The organism is Photobacterium sagamiensis, assembly GCF_050337085.1.
Taxonomy (GTDB): domain Bacteria; phylum Pseudomonadota; class Gammaproteobacteria; order Enterobacterales; family Vibrionaceae; genus Photobacterium; species Photobacterium sagamiensis.
Window position 1 is genome coordinate 109,099 of record NZ_JAKJSP010000023.1, and the last position, 17,728, is coordinate 126,826.

General features: G+C 47.5%; 13 protein-coding genes. 11 read left to right on the plus strand and 2 right to left on the minus strand.

Annotation, left to right across the window (positions count from 1 at the left end; translation table 11 throughout):
- Positions 1 to 11 precede the first annotated feature (11 nt).
- Together narL and L4D76_RS11925 are read right to left on the minus strand one after the other, a co-directional pair.
- Positions 12 to 683, minus strand: coding sequence for a two-component system response regulator NarL (gene narL, locus L4D76_RS11920; RefSeq protein ID WP_428441123.1), 672 nt, complete (start codon positions 681 to 683; stop codon positions 12 to 14).
- Positions 673 to 2,520 carry a HAMP domain-containing protein gene (locus L4D76_RS11925; RefSeq protein WP_428441124.1) on the minus strand — a complete coding sequence of 616 codons (1,848 nt, stop codon included), beginning with the start codon at positions 2,518 to 2,520 and terminating at the stop codon, positions 673 to 675. Before L4D76_RS11925 ends, narL begins: the two co-directional genes overlap by 11 nt.
- A 220-nt stretch (positions 2,521 to 2,740) precedes the next feature.
- Between L4D76_RS11925 and L4D76_RS11930 the strand changes: the two genes are divergently transcribed.
- The 11 genes from L4D76_RS11930 (at position 2,741) to L4D76_RS11980 (ending at position 17,726) form a co-directional block, all read left to right on the plus strand.
- Positions 2,741 to 4,063: an MFS transporter gene (locus L4D76_RS11930; protein WP_428441125.1), complete on the plus strand. Its 1,323-nt coding sequence runs from the start codon at positions 2,741 to 2,743 to the stop codon at positions 4,061 to 4,063.
- Positions 4,064 to 4,146: 83 nt separating this feature from the next.
- A complete protein-coding gene (locus L4D76_RS11935) occupies positions 4,147 to 5,751 on the plus strand; it encodes an MFS transporter (RefSeq protein WP_428441126.1) in 1,605 nt (534 codons plus the stop codon).
- Positions 5,752 to 6,105: 354 nt separating this feature from the next.
- The gene (locus tag L4D76_RS11940; RefSeq protein WP_428441127.1) at positions 6,106 to 9,879 is read left to right on the plus strand and encodes a nitrate reductase subunit alpha; all 3,774 of its coding nucleotides are present in this window, start codon (positions 6,106 to 6,108) and stop codon (positions 9,877 to 9,879) included.
- Between the two features lie 101 nt (positions 9,880 to 9,980).
- On the plus strand, positions 9,981 to 11,525 hold the full coding sequence (gene narH / locus L4D76_RS11945) for a nitrate reductase subunit beta (RefSeq protein ID WP_428441128.1): 1,545 nt from the start codon (positions 9,981 to 9,983) through the stop codon (positions 11,523 to 11,525).
- On the plus strand, positions 11,522 to 12,289 hold the full coding sequence (gene narJ / locus L4D76_RS11950; RefSeq protein WP_428441129.1) for a nitrate reductase molybdenum cofactor assembly chaperone: 768 nt from the start codon (positions 11,522 to 11,524) through the stop codon (positions 12,287 to 12,289). Before narH ends, narJ begins: the two co-directional genes overlap by 4 nt.
- A 2-nt stretch (positions 12,290 to 12,291) precedes the next feature.
- Positions 12,292 to 12,975, plus strand: coding sequence for a respiratory nitrate reductase subunit gamma (gene narI, locus L4D76_RS11955; RefSeq protein WP_428441130.1), 684 nt, complete (start codon positions 12,292 to 12,294; stop codon positions 12,973 to 12,975).
- 40 nt (positions 12,976 to 13,015) lie between these two features.
- Positions 13,016 to 13,816, plus strand: a complete 801-nt coding sequence (locus L4D76_RS11960) for a peptidylprolyl isomerase (protein ID WP_428441131.1) — start codon at positions 13,016 to 13,018, stop codon at positions 13,814 to 13,816.
- A 467-nt stretch (positions 13,817 to 14,283) separates the two neighbouring features.
- Positions 14,284 to 14,958, plus strand: coding sequence for a hypothetical protein (locus L4D76_RS11965; protein WP_428441132.1), 675 nt, complete (start codon positions 14,284 to 14,286; stop codon positions 14,956 to 14,958).
- Between the two features lie 74 nt (positions 14,959 to 15,032).
- On the plus strand, positions 15,033 to 15,728 hold the full coding sequence (locus tag L4D76_RS11970) for an ABC transporter ATP-binding protein (RefSeq protein ID WP_428441133.1): 696 nt from the start codon (positions 15,033 to 15,035) through the stop codon (positions 15,726 to 15,728).
- Positions 15,716 to 16,933, plus strand: a complete 1,218-nt coding sequence (locus L4D76_RS11975) for an ABC transporter permease (protein ID WP_428441134.1) — start codon at positions 15,716 to 15,718, stop codon at positions 16,931 to 16,933. The genes L4D76_RS11970 and L4D76_RS11975 overlap by 13 nt, the downstream gene beginning before the upstream one ends.
- Positions 16,926 to 17,726, plus strand: a complete 801-nt coding sequence (locus L4D76_RS11980) for an outer membrane lipoprotein-sorting protein (protein WP_428441135.1) — start codon at positions 16,926 to 16,928, stop codon at positions 17,724 to 17,726. Before L4D76_RS11975 ends, L4D76_RS11980 begins: the two co-directional genes overlap by 8 nt.
- Positions 17,727 to 17,728: the final 2 nt, after the last annotated feature.

Genomic DNA, 17,728 nt, shown 5'->3' on the forward strand with positions numbered 1-17,728 from the left:
GTGTGAATTCCCTAAGAAACGACATCATTCTTCACTGCCCACACCGCAGCTTCTACCCGCGTGCGAAGCTTCATTTTTTTTAAAAGGTGCTTCACATGCACTTTCACTGTGCCTTCTGTGATATCAAGCTGACGTGCAATATGCTTGTTGGTTTGTCCGTTGGCAATCTGCTTTAGGATCTCCTTCTCTCGTTTGGTTAAGTTGTTTATATCGGGTTCACGAGAAGGCTTTTTATTTTGGCACAGTGCCGTTGCCAGAATGTGGGTCAGCTTATCACTTAGCACGATCTGACCATTTATGGCTGCGTTTAAGCGAGCTAACAGATCTTCTGGCTCCATATCCTTTAGTAGATAACCGTCAGCACCACTTTTGAGGGCATTGAGTACATCGTCATTGTCATCGGAGACGGTAAACACCACTATGGTTGCATCAATGCCGTTCTCCCTTAGCAACTCCAGGGTTTGAATGCCATTGAGCCCTTCCATATTCAGATCCAAAAGCACCAGTTCAGGGCACTGTTCAAGAACCACTTTCAGAGCATCTTTACCATTACCGGCTTCGCCAACGACCTTGAAGTTACCCTTTAATTCGAGTAATCGGCTCACGCCCTGGCGCATCATTGGGTGGTCATCAATGACGACGGTTGTCGTTTTTGTCTCATCTCTCATATCGTTAACTTGCATTGGTAAACTCCTTACTGGATGCGGGGGTAAAGATCAGTTCGACACAGGTACCGGTCGGGGAAACCCGGGAAATGTTTATATCGCCATGAATACTTTCCGCCCGTTCTTGCATAATTGAGAGCCCGTAATGTCCGGCTTTGTTGGTTATATCTTCAATGCCGATACCATTATCATGGACTTGCACCACAATTTTGTTATGCCTTTTATCTGAAATTGAAATGCACACCTTTTTGGCTTCTGAGTGGTGCATAGCATTGGATAGCGCTTCTCTGACAATTTGAATGATACTGACTTCTTCACTGGGGCTAAGGCGCCAATTCGACAGTGAATAGTCAAGCTTAATGACAAACTGGGCTTTGTTATTAAATTCTATAACCGTGTTTTTCAGCGCAGATTCGAGGCCGGCCCCGTCTATGGTTAATCTGAATGTGGTTAATAGCTCACGTAATTGACGGTAAGCCGTATTCAAACCGTTTTTTAAATCTTCAATGACAACTTCAATTTGTTCTGGTGAGCCGTTGTTACGCCAGAGCTCCTGAAAAATAGCAACCTGAATTTTCTGGTAAGACAGGGCTTGTGCCAGTGAATCATGCAGCTCTCTGGCAATAAGGGCGCGTTCTTCCATAAGGGCAACCCGGCGCCGATCCCTTTCAAACTGGCTTAACCTTAATCGTGTTGAAATCGATTCAGCCACCGTTTCAAGTAACTGATGCTCCCATTTCTCAATTTGCGAGTCGGTACAGGCATATAAAGCGCCGTATAAGGTGTCATTGTCTCGGATCGGAAATTTAAGCGCGTTTTTCGCACTTTTGTTGCAGTTTTTAATCTCACAGGTTTTGCAGTTATCCTGATTTTTATTGTCGTTTTCTATATGTATCTGCTCTGTGTTAGTAACCAGCAGGGATTTTTTTATGTTTGCTTGATTAATACAGAGCCTGAAATTTGTGAGTGATGTGGCTGACTCTAATCGCTCAAGGATGTCGGTAAATTGTTTCTCAGGATATTGCTCATAATTGAGTCGCTGGCTGATATCGTAAACCAGGGCGAGGCTGTCATTAGCCTGGAGTAGTTTTTGGGTTTTCTCTGTCACTCGATGTTCCAGATTGACATATAGGACTGACAGCTCTTCGGCCATTTGATTGAAAGAGTCGCCCAGCAGCCCTAACTCATCGTCACCGTTGTAGGTCACCCGAGCCGAAAGTTCGCCTTTGCGAATTTTATTAGCGGCCAGTACCAGATCATTTAACGGGGAGACAACAGTGAGTCGTAAGCCATATATTGCCAACACCATAACCAGAACGACCAGAAACATGCTGATACCACTGACAGTCCGTAACAGGGTCACTTTGGCTTCCGCTTTTTGTTGGATCAGCAATACCATCTGGTCAATATTGTTGACAAAGTCATTAACACGCGTCAGATATTGCCGTTTCATATTGGGGTTAAGTATGGCTCTGAGCTCAAGCAATGGCTTTAATTCGTTGCCCCAGACAGAGGAAATATCGTGATAGGACGTGTAGATCGGGTGCTGTTTTCCTGAAAAGCGAATATATTGACTCAGGATCGGGTCATTTAAACGGACCTGAAACATGTCGGTTTCAGCTTTAAGCTGTAGAACATCGGTATCGGGCTGCGCCACAACGGTAGCAATGCGGTAAGCCTGCATTCGTAGGGAACCGGCAATATTAATTGCTGCAGCATCACCATCGGTACTTTCTGTGATAATAACGGAACCAAGCCAACTAAAAAACGTCAGCATACTCACACCAAAGAGGATCAGAGCCGCTCGGAATATGATTGAGCGCTTATTGTTCTCGACGGTTTCATCCTTTAACACATCGATACCTCCGAATAGTTACTCTAATATTTAACCAGCCTAACAAAAATATAATATATAGTGTTTTATAGTTAATATTCAATACGATATGTAAAATCAACAGATACCACCATGGTGGTATTTTTTGTCTACTCTTATTCATTGTAGATAAAGTTCATACCAGAAACTTATTAATTGCTTGGCTACATTAGTGTTACACCCTTTATTTGAAGGTGACAACATGACATCGGTCAAGAAAAAACAACTTTCAGTCTTAGTGATGAATACCTACGCTTTTACTGCCTGTTTTGCCATCTGGGTAATGTTCTCTATTATCGGCATTCCCATTAAAGATCTCTTGTCTCTGTCTGAAACCCAATTTGGCTTGTTGGTTGCAACGCCTATATTAACAGGCTCACTGGCCCGCCTGCCTGTTGGTATGTTGACCGATAAGTTTGGCGGGCGAGTGGTTTATTTCGTCCTGATGTGTACCACAGTTTTACCACTCTGGTTAATTAGTGAAGCGACCCAATTTTGGCATTTCTTGGTGCTGGGATTATTTATCGGACTGGCTGGTGCGTCATTTTCCGTGGGGATCAGCTATACCGCCAAATGGTTCTCTAAAGAGAAGCAAGGCTTTGCTATGGGGATCTTTGGTGCCGGTAATGCGGGGGCGGCGTTAACCAAATTTGTTGCTCCTTCCATTGTCGTGGCCTACGGCTGGACAGCTGTGCCTAAAGTGTACGCGATATTTATGTTTGTCACCGTTGTCGCATTCTGGATGTTTACCTACACGGATCCGTCGCACCGAGTAGACTCGAAAGTCACCTTTAAGGATCAGCTGAAAGTACTGAAAGATAGAAATATCTGGCGATACTGCCAGTATTACTCCATTGTCTTTGGCGGCTTTGTTGCCCTCTCTTTATGGATGACCAAGTTTTATATCAATGAATACGGTTTTGATATTCAAACCGCAGCCTTGCTGGCCACGATTTTTGTTCTGCCATCTGGTCTGGTTCGCGCTTTAGGCGGCTGGTTTTCCGATAAATATGGTGCTTATAAGGTGACCTGGTGGGTGATGTGGATCTCCTGGGTATGCTTATTCCTTCTTTCCTACCCGCAAACAGACTTAACTGTTTATACCGCAGATGGCGGCACAACCTCTTTCCATATTGGCTTAAATGTCTGGTTATTCACTGCACTGCTGTTTGTCGTGGGTATTGCCTGGGGTTTTGGTAAGGCTTCTGTTTTTAAATTTTTATCTGATGAATATCCGGAAAACCTGGGAGTCGTTTCAGGCATTGTTGGTTTGGCCGGTGGTTTAGGCGGATTCTTTCTCCCCATTATGTTTGGCTTTTTCATTGATATGTTCAAAGTTAATACCGCCATTTTTATGATCCTATACGGCGCGACGTGTGTTTCCTTAATTTGGATGCACTGGTCATTTGCACGGGTAAGAAATGCTCAACAAGCGCAGCTGCAAGAAAGAATACAAGCAGAAACACCATTAGTGGAAAAGCAATTAAAAGAAAATACGGATACTGAACTGGAAAAAGAATATTAATTCATTATTAGGATCTGTTTACCTTTCAAGGCAGGAATGGCAATGAAAGATAAACCGGCCCTGGAAAACGGGAGAAAGTTAACATGAGTGCGATTAAAAAGTGGGATGTGGAAAATCCTGAGTTTTGGGAAAATAAAGGCAAGCAGGTTGCCAATCGTAATCTATGGATTTCGATTCCCAGCTTATTATGTGGTTTTGCCGTGTGGTTATATTGGGGCATTATCACGATTCAGATGCTTAATGTCGGCTTTCCATTTGCTAAGTCTGAACTCTTTACCTTAATGGCTGTGGCGGGTCTGACTGGCGCGACACTACGTATTCCGAGCAGCTTTTTTATTCGCCTTGCCGGCGGGCGTAATACCATCGTTTTCACTACCGCCTTACTGATGATCCCGGCGATCGGAACGGGTATTGCGCTGCAGGATAAAAATACGCCGCTTTGGGTATTTCAGGGACTCGCATTGTTGTCTGGATTTGGTGGCGGTAACTTCGCCTCATCCATGTCCAATATCAGCTTTTTCTTTCCTAAAAAGCAGCAGGGGCTGGCACTGGGCCTGAATGCCGGTCTCGGTAACTTTGGTGTTACCACCATGCAGATCTTGGTGCCTTTGGTGATGACCTTCGGCCTGTTTGGCGGTGAACCGATGGAGCTGGTGACCAGCTCGGGGACCTTGATTGGCAAAATTCCGGCAGGCTCTGAAGCCTGGATCCATAACGCCGGTTATATCTGGTTATTATTCCTGATCCCGTTGGCCATTGTTGGTTGGTTGGGAATGAGCAATATTAAGGATGAGCACGTCACCCCTGAATTGCCTAACCCGATAGGTTCATTTTCCATCATTAGCGGGATGTTGCTTATCGGTTTTGTTACCTCAATTTTTGGTTTATGGCTGATGTTGCCTGAAAAGGTGGGCGGCTCAGGCTTGGCGATCAGTAAGTGGATCGTATTACCTATTGTGGTTGTCTTGACTGTGTTGTGCTTGAAGTTGCTTCCCGGCCAAGTGAGAAAGAACTTAAACCGCCAGTACAAAATATTTGGCAATACCCACACCTGGGTAATGAGCATTATCTATACCATGACCTTTGGCTCATTTATCGGCTTTGCAGCAGCATTCGGCCTTTCCATCAAGGTGATCTTTGGTTTCCAGCATGTGATGGTCGATGGGGTGATGAATCATGATTTGACCAATGCAAATGGGCCGAGTGCCTTGATGTATGCCTGGATGGGGCCATTTATTGGTGCTTTGATCCGTCCTGTTGGTGGTTGGGTTGCCGATAAAATTGGCGGGGCAAAAGTGACTCAATTCTGTGCCGTTATCATGGTGGCAAGTGCGCTTGGGGTTGCTTACTTTATGAAGGCGGCCTATAGCTCAGCAACGCCCGAAGAATTCTTTGTTCCTTTCCTTATTTTGTTCCTCATTTTATTTGCCGCGACCGGGATCGGTAACGGTTCAACTTTCCGCACCATCTCAATGGTATTTAATAAAGAGCAAGCAGGGCCAGTCTTGGGCTGGACATCAGCCATCGCGGCTTATGGCGCCTTTATTATTCCCAAGGTGCTTGGTGAACAAATTAAATTAACCACACCGGAAAATGCCCTATACGGTTTTGCGATTTTCTATGCCGTCTGTATCGCAATTAACTGGTGGTTCTATTTACGTCCGGGGGCTGAACATCACAACCCATAAACAAGGCAGTGTCCCTTAATCATATTGCAGCCATCGCAGCAGCTATTTTCAAGCAGAACAACGTAAAAATTACGTGATTGGGTGGGCTCCAATGAGAGATTTTTAAGGTAGTTATGTGCAGAAAATAGCGCTGCCCTATGGGTTATGTCCAAAATCCGTGCTAGCTGCCCAAAATGGCTTGAACATAGGCCCAACTATGCTCTTCGCCATTTTGATTGCTCCCACGTATTTTGACCGATAACGATGGCGCAAATGATTGAGGGACACAGCCTAAAATCAAACGGTAGGGTCATTGATGTCGCGGTAAATAACCAATGGCGCTTTTATTAGTACAAGCATAAGGACTGCTAAACGATGAGTCATATACTAGATCGACTTCAGTTTTTTAAGAAAAAGCAGGGTGAATTTTCCGACGGGCATGGCGAAGTGAGCAATGAGAACCGTGCCTGGGAAGACAGCTACCGTTCCCGCTGGCAGTACGACAAAGTAGTGCGTTCAACCCATGGCGCGAATTGTACGGGCTCTTGCAGCTGGAAAATTTATGTCAAAAACGGTTTGATCACCTGGGAGACTCAGCAAACGGATTATCCCCGTACCCGTCCGGAGTTGCCGAACCATGAACCGCGCGGCTGTGCTCGCGGAGCCAGTTATTCCTGGTATACCTACAGCGCCAACCGTATCAAATATCCTATGATTCGCCGCCCGTTACTCAAATTATGGCGTGAAGCGCGCCGCGGTTTGTCACCGGTGGATGCCTGGGCGTCGATTGTCGAAGATCCCGAACGAGCAAAGTCATATAAATCCAAGCGTGGTATGGGGGGCTTTATCCGTTCAAACTGGGATGAAGTCAATGAGATCATTGCAGCCGCCAATGTTTATACCGCCAAGAAACATGGGCCGGATCGGATCATCGGATTTTCACCCATTCCTGCCATGTCGATGGTCTCTTATGCTGCCGGATCTCGCTATTTGTCGCTGATCGGCGGTGTGTGCATGAGCTTTTATGATTGGTACTGCGACTTGCCGCCGTCGTCGCCCATGACTTGGGGGGAGCAGACCGATGTACCGGAATCGGCTGACTGGTATAACGCAAACTATATTATCGCCTGGGGCTCGAATGTGCCGCAAACCCGTACTCCGGATGCGCATTTCTTCACGGAAGTACGCTACAAGGGCACCAAAACTGTTTCCATTACCCCCGATTATGCGGAAGTTTCAAAACTGACGGATCAGTGGCTGAACCCTAAACAAGGGACAGATGCGGCGTTGGCCATGGCATTTGGTCACGTTATTTTGCGTGAGTTCCATCTCGATAAACCCAGCAAGTACTTCACGGAGTATGCCCGCCAGTATACCGATATGCCCATGTTGGTGATGCTGGAAGATCATAAAGACGGAGTATTGAAGTCGACTCGCTTTGTTCGTGCATCCGATCTTGCCGACAATCTAGGCCAGGAAAACAATCCCGAGTGGAAAACTGTCGCTTTTGATGAAATCAGCAGCCAAATCGTGTCGCCCAACGGCACGGTAGGTTTCCGCTGGGGAGAGGAAGGAAAGTGGAATCTTGAAGAGCGTGAAGGTGGTGAGAATGAGCGGGAAACCCGGCTGCAACTGAGTCTGATTGATCCCGAAACGCCAGATGCAGAAGACAAGGTGGCCCCGGTTGGTTTCCCTTACTTTGGTGGTCAGGAACACACTTATTTTAATCACAATGATCAGGATGAAGTTCAGGTTCGCCATGTACCTGTGCGCACTTTGAAACTGGCTGACGGGCGTCAGGTTAAAGTGGCGACAGTTTACGATCTGATGATGGCCAATTATGGCTTGGATCGTGGGCTTGGCGGCAGCAATGTCGCTGCCAGCTTTGATGACGATGTGGCTTATACTCCTGCCTGGCAAGAAGAAATCACCGGGGTAAGCCGTGACAAGGTGATCCAGGTTGCCCGCGAATTTGCCGACACCGCAAACAAAACCCGGGGGCGTTCGATGATCATCGTCGGCGCTGCGATGAATCACTGGTATCACATGGATATGAACTACCGTGGTTTGATCAACATGCTGATGATGTGTGGTTGTGTCGGCCAAAGCGGTGGTGGCTGGGCCCACTATGTGGGGCAGGAAAAACTGCGACCACAGACCGGCTGGCAACCGCTGGCTTTTGCCCTGGACTGGTCGCGCCCGCCGCGTCACATGAACTCAACCTCGTTTTTCTATAACCACAGCAGCCAGTGGCGCCATGAAAAGCTCAATGCCAAAGAAGTTCTCTCGCCTCTGGCTGACAAAGAGGCTTTTCCTGAGCATATGATCGACTGGAACGTACGATCTGAGCGCATGGGCTGGTTACCATCAGCCCCGCAGCTCAATATGAACCCGCTGGAGGTGACTAAAGCGGCTCAGGCTGCAGGGCAGGATCCGAAAGACTATCTGGTTGATCAACTGAAAAATGGAGGGATCAAGTTTGCCTGTGAAGAGCCCGACAGCCCGGAAAACTTCCCGCGCAATATGTTTATCTGGCGTTCGAATATTTTGGGATCGTCAGGCAAAGGGCATGAATATTTTCTGAAGTACCTGCTGGGAACCCGAAACGGGGTGATGAATGACGAGAATGGCCCCGATGATATTCGTCCTAAAGAGGTCAAATGGGAAGAGAATGCACCGGAAGGCAAGTTAGATCTGGTGGTGACACTGGATTTCAGGATGTCATCGACCTGCCTGTATTCCGATATTGTGCTGCCGACAGCCACCTGGTATGAAAAAGACGATCTGAATACATCAGATATGCACCCCTTCATTCATCCGCTCACCGCCGCGGTGGATCCGGCCTGGGAAGCACGCAGTGACTGGGATATCTATAAAGGGATAGCCAAAACCTTTGCTGAAGTGGCGAAGGGTGTACTGGGGGTTGAACAAGACATAGTGACGGTTCCCTTGCTGCATGATACTGCTGGTGAATTAGGGCAGGCTACGGAGGTAAAAGATTGGAAAAAAGGTGAGTGCCCATTCATTCCGGGTAAAACAGCACCTAACATGGTGGTGGTAGAGCGCGACTATCCGAACATTTATAAGAAGTTTACCTCGGTGGGGCCGCTGCTGGAGAAACTGGGTAACGGCGGGAAAGGCATTGGCTGGAATACGGAAGAGGATGTTCATCTGCTAGGAAAATTAAATCACCTCGTGACGGATGAAGGGATCAGTGAAGGGCGTCCGCAGCTTGAGTCTGCTATTGACGCCGCCGAAATGATCCTGACCCTGGCGCCGGAAACCAACGGTAATGTGGCGGTGAAAGCGTGGCAGTCACTCAGTAAGCTCACCGGACGAGATCATACCCACTTAGCCCTTCCCAAGCGGGATGAGAAGATCCGTTTCCGTGATGTTGTTGCGCAGCCGCGGAAGATCATTTCGTCACCCATCTGGTCGGGCTTGGAAGATGAACATGTCAGTTATAACGCTTGTTATACCAATATCCATGAGCTGATCCCTTTTAGAACCCTGACCGGCCGTCAGCAGTACTACCAGGATCATGCCTGGATGCAAGCCTTTGGCGAGCAGTTTGTCAGCTATCGCCCGCCTATCGATACTAAAACCATCACCCCGATCATCAACAAGAAACCGAACGGTAATCCGGAGATCGCCCTGAACTGGATCACCCCGCACCAAAAATGGGGTATCCATAGCGTGTACACCGACAACTTGCTGATGCAGACCCTCTCTCGTGGCGGGCCGATCATCTGGATGTCTGAAGTTGATGCCCAGAAAGTAGGGATTGAAGACAACGACTGGGTAGAAGCGTTTAACATCAATGGTGCCATCGCCTGCCGTGTTGTTGTCAGTCAGCGGGTTAACGAAGGCATGACCATGATGTATCACGCTCAGGAGCGGATATTGAATATTCCGGGCTCAGAAATGACGGGTACGCGCGGCGGGCACCATAACTCGGTCACCCGTGTCGTGACTAAACCGACCCATATGATTGGGGGGTATGCTCAGCAGGCCTACGGCTTTAACTACTACGGCACAGTAGGTTGTAACCGCGATGAGTTTGTTGTGGTGCGCAAGATGGACAAGGTGGACTGGCTGGACGGGGAAAATGGCCATGACCTGCCGAAACCGTTACCCGAAGACATTTAAGGAGTCGGCACAATGAAAATTCGTTCGCAATATAACATGCGTGGTGCCTGCACCATGCTGACTCGGCAGCGTAAATTCACAGCATCAGGAGAGGCCGTAATATGAAAATTCGTTCGCAAGTAGGAATGGTGCTGAACCTGGATAAATGTATCGGCTGTCATACTTGTTCAGTGACCTGCAAAAACGTCTGGACCTCTCGTGAAGGGGTTGAATACGCCTGGTTTAACAATGTTGAAAGCAAGCCCGGAATTGGTTTTCCCAAGGAGTGGGAGAACCAGGACAAGTGGAAAGGGGGCTGGCAGCTCAATGGGGCTGACTCTATTCAATTACGTATTGGCGGGAAATTCCGTCTGTTGGCAAATATCTTTGCCAACCCTGATCTGCCGCAGATTGATGATTACTACGAACCGTTTGATTTTGATTATCAGCACCTGCATAGCGCGGAAGAAGGGGAGCACCAACCAGTTGCCCGCCCGCGCTCGGTGATCACCGGTAAGCGGATGGAAAAAATTGAGTGGGGGCCAAACTGGGAAGAAATCCTCGGTACCGAGTTTGCCAAAAGGAGCAAAGATAAGAACTTCGACAACATCCAGAAAGAGATGTATGGCGAGTTTGAAAATACCTTCATGATGTACCTGCCGCGCCTGTGTGAGCATTGCCTGAATCCGGCGTGCGTGGCCTCGTGTCCGTCAGGTTCTATCTATAAGCGTGAGGAAGACGGCATTGTACTGATAGATCAGGATAAATGCCGTGGCTGGCGAATGTGTGTCAGTGCCTGCCCTTACAAGAAGATTTACTTCAACTGGAAGTCGGGCAAGTCAGAGAAATGTATTTTCTGTTACCCGCGGATTGAAGCGGGTATGCCGACTGTCTGCTCAGAAACCTGCGTCGGGCGTATTCGCTACCTGGGTGTGCTGCTTTACGATGCCGACCGCATCAAGGAAGTGGCCAGTACCCGAAAGGATACCGATCTTTATGAAAAGCAACTGGAGGTGTTCCTTGACCCGTCAGATCCGGAGGTGATCGCTCAGGCGCGCAAAGACGGTATTCCTGAATCTGTGATCACCGCTGCACAGCAATCGCCGGTCTACAAGATGGCGATGGACTGGAAGGTGGCATTGCCCCTCCATCCGGAATATCGCACCTTGCCAATGGTCTGGTATATCCCGCCGCTAAGTCCGATCCAGTCGGCAGCCGAAGCGGGCCATGTTGGCATGGACGGCGTTATCCCCGATGTCGACTCACTACGTATCCCCATGAAGTATCTGGCAAACTTATTAACCGCCGGGGATGAGAAACCGGTCGCATTGGCGTTGAAACGTATGCTGGCGATGCGGGCTTATAAGCGTGCCGAGCATGTAGAGCAAGTGGAGGATTTGGAGGTACTGAAGGCTGTCGGCTTGAGTAAAAAACAGGTGGAAGAGATGTACCGTTACATGGCCATTGCAAACTATGAAGATCGCTATGTGATCCCAACGGCCCATCGTGAAGACGCCATGCATCAGGCTTTTGCCGAGCGAGGCGGTTGCGGATTCAGCTTTGGCAATGGCTGTGCGACGGGGGCCAGCGATATCAATATGTTTGGTGGTAAAAAAATCAACCGTAGGGATGTCATTCACACGGTGCAGGAATGGGATGAAAAATGATGAATATTCTTAAGGTGATCTCACTGCTTATGGACTATCCGAAGTCAGAGTTACAGCAATATGCTGATGTTTTGGATCATGAAATATGCATAGCCCGGCAAATTCCGCCCGAAGCGAGGACACAGCTGATGACTCTGGTCAATTCTGTTTGTCGCCGCGATTTGATGCAAGTACAAGAGGAGTACGGTGTTTTGTTTGACCGTGGATGCTCCCTCTCACTGCTGCTGTTTGAGCATGTTCATGGCGACAGCCGCGAGCGGGGTCAGGCCATGGTCGACTTAATGGCCAACTATGAGAAAAATGGCTTTGATATCGCAGTCCGGGAACTGCCTGACTTTATTCCTCTGTATTTAGAGTTTTTGGCACATCAGCCGGATATTGATGCCCGACAAGGTTTGGCTGATGTCGGGCATATCTTGGGGGTACTCAGTGCGCGTCTGCATGAGCGCGGCAGCCTGTATGCATCGTTGTTTGATGCACTAATGATCATCGGTGGAGTGAAAGTAGATGAAGCTAAATTAAGATCAGAAGTCGCTGCAGAAAAGCGCGATGATACCTCCGAAGCGATGGACGAAGTGTGGGAGGCTGAGCAAGTGACATTCATGGCAAACCAGTCGCCTGAAACTGCCTGCCGACCTCAAACGGCGCAAGTCCGGCCTCTGAGAGAAAATGAGCAAGTTATACCTGTTACCTGGATCCCTGAAAAGCCGTTCTGCGATCCGTTAGACGACAGCGAAGATACAATAGATAGAGTGGAGGGGTAATTATGTCTTACTTTAATACCTTGTTATTCGGGATTTATCCCTACATTGCCATTGCCGTCTTGATCCTGGGCAGCTGGATCCGGTTTGATCGTGAGCAGTACACCTGGAAAGCGGGATCAAGCCAGCTGCTGCGAAATGATCTCCGTATCGCCAGCAACTGTTTCCACGTTGGCATTATTTTCATCTTGCTGGGCCATTTTGTTGGCCTGCTTACTCCGGAAGCGGTTTACCACCACTTCATTTCTTCGTCTGCCAAGCAGATACTTGCCATGGTCAGTGGTGGCTTCTTCGGCCTGATCTGTTTGTATGGTCTGGTTAACCTGATCAGGCGTCGTATGACGGATCCGCGTATCCGGGCAACCAGCAGTCGTTCAGAGATTGCTATTTTGTGGCTGTTGCTTGTCCAGCTGATCTTAGGCTTGTTGACTATCTTTTCCTCCATGTCTCATATGGATGGTTCGGTCATGATCCTGCTTGCAACCTGGGCCCAAAGCATAGTGACATTCCAGTTATCGCAGGCTGTCGAGGCGATAGCCCCGGTTGGGATCATTTACAAGCTACATGTTTTCTTTGGCATGACGCTGTTACTGGTTTTTCCGTTTACGCGTCTGGTTCATGTACTCAGTGTGCCGGTTTGGTATTTGGGGCGTCGATTCCAGATTGTTCGCCAAAAGCGACACATCTAAATTTTTTACTCCGGAACACCCAATAACCAGGGAGGGAATTATGCATTGTTCAAATAGTCACCAGTCCGGGCTAAGCCCGGCAGACATTGCGGCGATTAAGGTTAACGGTGAGATCATCAGCGAACAAACCATCGCCAAAGAAATGGAACATCATCCATCTGGTTCCGTTGCTCAGGCTATTGAGTCGGCAGCTAAAGCCTTAGTGATCCGCGAGTTGTTGTTACAAAGAGCGAAATCAACCGGGATCTATGCGCTGGCCCCTGAGGACGAGAAAGGAGAGGAAGAGGCTATCAATCGACTGCTTGATCAGCAGATCAAACTACCCCAAATCAGTGAAAAGCAGTGCAAAGAATATTTTTATGCCAACAGAGATAAGTTTTGCAGACCGGTTTTGCTTGAAGCGAGGCATATCTTATTGTTGGCTGCTCCGGATGATGAACAAGAGCGTGCTGAAATGAAAAGTTTGGCACAGGTACTGATTGCGATTTTAAAGAAAAGTCCTGAGCAATTTCCTGATTTGGCACGGCAATATTCGGCTTGTCCGTCTAAAGATGTCGGCGGTAGCCTGGGGCAACTGACAAAAGGGAGTACGGTAGCTGAGCTCGAAGAGGTGATGTTTTCAGCTGCCCCTGGCTTGTATGAAAAGCCGATCAGCTCTCGTTTCGGTTTTCATGTGCTTTGCATTGAGCACAGAGTTGAGGCTGAACCATTGCCATTTGATCAGGTAAAAGAATCGATTGTCCATTATTTGGAGCAGCAAATTTATCGCAAATCCATTAGCCGGTTTATTTCAGCGTTGGTGGAACAGGCCGATATTCATGGCATAGAGATGGAGGCATAAAAGTCATTGAGCATGAATGATCCGTGGTAGCTTGTGTAAATCCAAGCGAGCAGCTTTAAGTCGTTTGGGTATAGCTGTCTACCACGGGTCTGTTTCATAACGAAATATTCGTAACCGTTCGAACCATGTTTCACCCCCTTTATTGATTAGCACCATCATTCAGTCCCCACATCGTTATACGCAAAAATAGTATTTGAGAGGATGAACGTATGGCCATTTAGTCAACAACGCCCAGTGGTGCTGGTATTTTATTCAAACAGAGCGTTGCTGGGAGCAGGAGCTAGTGTGTTCAACTGCGTTTTATCTGGCGCCACTATCAACTGCTGTACTCACTTCCCAATTATCTTAATTTTTTACCGCCTGTAGCTGTTTTCTGCTTTTAGTCGCGCTGTCCAATGCTCTGCTATTTGCGTCGATAACATGATGTTAATTCAATAGATGTTAACGAAAGCAGAGAGCGCGTAGTGATGACTATTTCAAAAAGAAAACCAATTTCCCCCTTGATTGCAGCGAGTCTAGTTGCAAGTACCTTGATGGTGAAGACTGCCGCGGCAGCACCGCAGATCCCCGCTGAGGTGATGGAGTATTATGCTCAAGCCACACAAGGTGACACGTCTTCGACTGAGAAAACCTTCGATTTACTAACTGCGTTACAAAAAGAACATCCTCGCAGCGCTTTGATCAATACCGTTCTTGGTAGTACTGAAACCATGATGGGGCGAGATGCCTGGATGCCATGGAATAAAATGGAATATGTGGAAAAAGGCCTTTCTCGGATGGATAAAGCCGTCAAGTTACTTCAGGCCGATGATTACACTGAGACCTTTGAAAGCACACCTGTTTCTCTGTGGGTGAAAACAACGGTGGGATGCACCTTCATCGAAATGCCGGAGATGTTTCACCGTCTCGATGCGGGATACCAGCTATTAGAAAACACGATTAATAGTGAAGAAGTGAAACCCTTGCCTTTTGCAATGAAAGTAAATGCCTATTTTTGTGCTGGAAAGGCTGCCAGCCTGGCAGGTGAACCAGAAGCCTCTCAGCGTTATTTGAACACTATGCTGGCGAATGTGCCCGGTAGCCCACAGGCGGTCGAAGCTAAAGCATTGCTGGCTGAAATTGTCGATGAAAAATCACTGTAACGCTTGCCTGCTTGTCAAGGCGACACACCTCTGACAAGCACTGAGGAAGCTTAATCACTAAGGGTGGTGAAAATATGATTCGGTTTGAAGATATCTACAAAACGTATAAGCAGGGAGATAACGAGACCTGTGCATTATCAGGAGTTAGCGCAAATATCGATACGGGTGACACTGTTGCCCTGTGCGGGCCTTCGGGAAGTGGGAAAAGCACGCTTCTGAATATCTGTGGGTTACTGGATAACGACTACCACGGTGAACTTTATTTAGATGGCCAGCGGATTGCTAAAGACGCAATGACAACAACATTGCTACGTCGAGAGAAATTGGGTTTTATTTTTCAGAATTACAATTTGATCCCGGTGATGACTGCGTATGAAAACGTGGAATACCCACTGTTGCTAAATAACGTATCAAGCAAGGAACGCAGCCGCATGACTCGACATATTCTGGATGCCGTCGGAATAGCGGATCAAGCCAATAAGCGTCCGAATCAACTGTCAGGGGGACAACAGCAGCGAGCCGCAATTGCACGTGCGTTAGTTAAACAACCAAGGCTTGTGATTGCAGATGAACCGACAGCGAACCTTGATACTCAAACCGCTAACCTGGTTATCGATTTGATGCGCAGTTTGGGTAAAGAAATGCAAACAACTTTCCTGGTTGCTACTCATGATGACCGTATGACGTCGCGTTGTGATCGCATCATTCGCCTGCAAGATGGCCTGCTGATAGATGAAATTAACGGAGGGTTGCAACAATGCGCTGGATAAAACTTGCTTGGTACAATGTGTTACGGAACCGTCGTAGATCGATTCTGACGATACTCATGACGGCAATTGCAACAATAGCCTTGTTGGTTAGCGGAGGGTTTGGCCTGTTTACTTACCAGTCTCTGGAAGAGATGACTATTCGTGAAACGGGAAATGTGACCTTATCAACACCTGGTTACTTTGACACAGAGGAAGATTTTCCATTACAGCTTGGCATGTCAGGCTATCGCGAATTACAGCAGCAATACCTGATTGACGATGAGGTGAAAGCGGTGCTGCCAAGAGTTCATTTTTCAGGCTTAATCACAAACGGTGATAAGTCGAATATTTTTATCGGGCAGGGCGTTGAAACCGGGGAGTTTCAGATAAAAGGACCCACCATGCTGATGATAGAGGGGCATACTTTATCGGATCGCCGTTCTCCAGCCGCCGATCCTGAAATTATGCTGGCAGAAGGGCTGGCACGTAACATGAAAGTGAGCGTAGGCGATATTGTCACCCTGATGTCGACCACCGCAGAAGGTGCGTTAAATGCGATTGATTTTCAGGTTAAAGGAATATTTTCAACAGGTGTTCCAGAGCTGGACAAACGCCAGCTTTATACCAGCCTGGAATTAGCGCAAAGCCTGCTGGATAGTGACAAGATCAGCACGCTTTCTATTCTTTTGTATGAAAGCAGCTTAACGAAGGCGAAGCTCAAACAGGTTCAAAACCAGCAGCCAAACCTGGAAGCGACCCCATGGTGGGATCTCGCATTTTACTATCAAAAAGTAAAAGATCTCTATAACAATATTTTCAGTTTGCTCGGTGGCATCATTGTACTGATGGTCTTTCTGACTATCTCAAATACCATGAGCATGTCTGTTATCGAGCGAACCCGCGAAATAGGCACACTGGCAGCCATGGGGTCTTTCCGTTATGAAATTGTACGTAATTTTATATTTGAAGGCTTTCTGATGGGGCTAGCTGGCACCTTGCTTGGTACGCTGTTCAGCCTACTGGTCAGTGGCGGGTTGTTAATTGCAGAAATAAAGTTGCCACCACCTCCAGGCAGTACGACGGGATATCCTTTATATGTGAACTTCTCACCAGTGATGGCCGCGATTACCGCTATCGTATTAACCGCAATTTGCGCTACAGCGGGATGGTTTGCTGCCCGTAAAGGTGCACGAAAACCAATTGTGGGGGCGTTATCTCATGTTTAAATTCTCTATAATTCAAATGATTGCAACAAAGATGGGGTTTTTAGGACTGCTTGCCATGACAGTTTTAGTTTCCCCGATATTGCATGCGCAGCCAGTTGAGGCGGCAACGGTACAAGCTGTCGAATCACGCCTCTTGCAGGCTGATAGCTACCGTACGCAAGGTGGCTCCGTTAAAACGGTGACTGAAGTGTATCAATATGTCAGCGGTGCGTTGAAAAAGAGCCAGCTTTATTCGGTGTATTCCAGGCCTGATAAAGGCTCTTTAGTCTTATCAAAGTCAGCAGCGGAAGCCGGACAGAAAGTATTGATACTCGATGATAAGTATTGGTTGTTTATGCCAAAGAGCAGGCGACCTATCCGTATTACACCGATGCAAAAGCTATTAGGCGATGCCTCGGTCGGTGATATTTCATCATTAAGCTGGAGTGACTCATACAGCGCCACGGTAAGCCAGACGAATAGACCAGTTAATGGCTATAACGCCATTGAACTCTTGTTGGAAGCCAAGGTTAAGGGGGCGACATATCACCGTATTGAATTATTTCTTAATGCCGATGATAACTTCCCATTAAAAGCCAACCTGTATTTGAAGTCCGGCAAACTGGCCAAAACGGCTCATTATACTTCTGGTATGCAAAATGGCTTGCGGAGTGTTACCGCGATGGTACTGAAAGATAATATTCAGCCTAATAAAAAAACGGTGATCGAGTATAAAAGTTCACAAGCGGTAGAGATCGCCGACAAGCTATTTAATCCATCGTTTCTGGTACGGAATAATTTAAGTGATTTATAGCT

What these genes read in the sequence shown, in the direction of transcription:
- L4D76_RS11940 (WP_428441127.1), top strand. Translation starts at nt 6,106, where the DNA reads ATGAGTCATATACTAGATCGACTTCAGTTTTTTAAGAAAAAGCAGGGT.
- L4D76_RS11960 (WP_428441131.1), top strand. Translation starts at nt 13,016, where the DNA reads ATGCATTGTTCAAATAGTCACCAGTCCGGGCTAAGCCCGGCAGACATT.
- L4D76_RS11965 (WP_428441132.1), top strand. Translation starts at nt 14,284, where the DNA reads ATGACTATTTCAAAAAGAAAACCAATTTCCCCCTTGATTGCAGCGAGT.
- L4D76_RS11975 (WP_428441134.1), top strand. Translation starts at nt 15,716, where the DNA reads ATGCGCTGGATAAAACTTGCTTGGTACAATGTGTTACGGAACCGTCGT.
- L4D76_RS11930 (WP_428441125.1), top strand. Translation starts at nt 2,741, where the DNA reads ATGACATCGGTCAAGAAAAAACAACTTTCAGTCTTAGTGATGAATACC.
- narH (WP_428441128.1), top strand. Translation starts at nt 9,981, where the DNA reads ATGAAAATTCGTTCGCAAGTAGGAATGGTGCTGAACCTGGATAAATGT.
- narI (WP_428441130.1), top strand. Translation starts at nt 12,292, where the DNA reads ATGTCTTACTTTAATACCTTGTTATTCGGGATTTATCCCTACATTGCC.
- narJ (WP_428441129.1), top strand. Translation starts at nt 11,522, where the DNA reads ATGATGAATATTCTTAAGGTGATCTCACTGCTTATGGACTATCCGAAG.
- narL (WP_428441123.1), bottom strand. Translation starts at nt 683, where the DNA reads ATGCAAGTTAACGATATGAGAGATGAGACAAAAACGACAACCGTCGTC.
- L4D76_RS11980 (WP_428441135.1), top strand. Translation starts at nt 16,926, where the DNA reads ATGTTTAAATTCTCTATAATTCAAATGATTGCAACAAAGATGGGGTTT.
- L4D76_RS11935 (WP_428441126.1), top strand. Translation starts at nt 4,147, where the DNA reads ATGAGTGCGATTAAAAAGTGGGATGTGGAAAATCCTGAGTTTTGGGAA.
- L4D76_RS11970 (WP_428441133.1), top strand. Translation starts at nt 15,033, where the DNA reads ATGATTCGGTTTGAAGATATCTACAAAACGTATAAGCAGGGAGATAAC.